This is a genomic window from Vibrio sp. D173a, from assembly GCF_030248475.1.
Window position 1 is genome coordinate 1 of record NZ_JAHGAH010000354.1, and the last position, 826, is coordinate 826.

At 45.0% G+C, this 826-nt stretch carries 1 protein-coding gene and 1 pseudogene; both read right to left on the bottom strand.

The window, feature by feature from the left end:
• Positions 1–297: pseudogene (locus KIV40_RS25765) on the bottom strand (chromosome partitioning protein ParA); the annotation flags it as partial.
• Positions 297–826: SLBB domain-containing protein (locus tag KIV40_RS25770; RefSeq protein ID WP_285352030.1), on the bottom strand; the 530-nt coding region annotated here is incomplete at its 5' end. The pseudogene KIV40_RS25765 and the gene KIV40_RS25770, both read right to left, overlap by 1 nt.

Below are 826 nucleotides of genomic sequence, written 5' to 3' on the forward strand. Positions count from 1 at the left end.
TGGTTCTCTTGGCGCAGGCACACCTACAAAAAGACGGCGTGACTCAGTATGTTCTATGAGTTGACCTTGCTGTTCAAGATCGACCAAATCGAGGTCATGAAACGCCGGATTAAAGAGGTTCAAATCTACATACAGAGTTGAGTGACCAGCAAGCATACAGCGCTCGGCAAACGCGGATGCAATTGACGTGACGCCGTCACCACTTTGACAAGAGGTAATACAAGTAGAGCGATAGCCATTGAGCTCAGACGTTAAGTAGAGCTTCTCAATCTCGGCTTGGGTGGCTGAAATAGTCATTATAATGCTCCAATTAATACGATGGTGGTGGTTAGGCGTAGAATATCATCAAGGCCGACACGGGCTTTTTCAATAAAGCTTTCACTGCGGTCAGGAATGTAAATGGTATCGCCTGCACGTAGAACCGGTAAGTGATAGATAATGGCTGTTTTGCTGAACTTGATCAGGTCAAAGGTGCGAGCTTGGCCTTGGCAACAAGACATGTTCACCACAGTAATCTTCTCTAAATATGCGTTCTCGGTTGGCCCAGCGGCTTCGGCTAATACGTCTAAAATGGTCATATTGTCATTGAAAACATAGCGACCCGGTTTGTTAACTGCACCAAGTACTCTGACTGTCGACTCTTTTGATGTGTCTAACCAGTTCTTGTCTTTCTCTGGAATGTAAATCGTATCGCCAGTCGTTACTCTCGGTAAGATGGACTCATCACCGGTTTCAAAGTAAAGAGAAAGATTGAGTTTACTCACTTTCGCATACGGCTTATCTCTATGCGTCACACGAATATTATGGATGTCAGCATCTTTGGTTG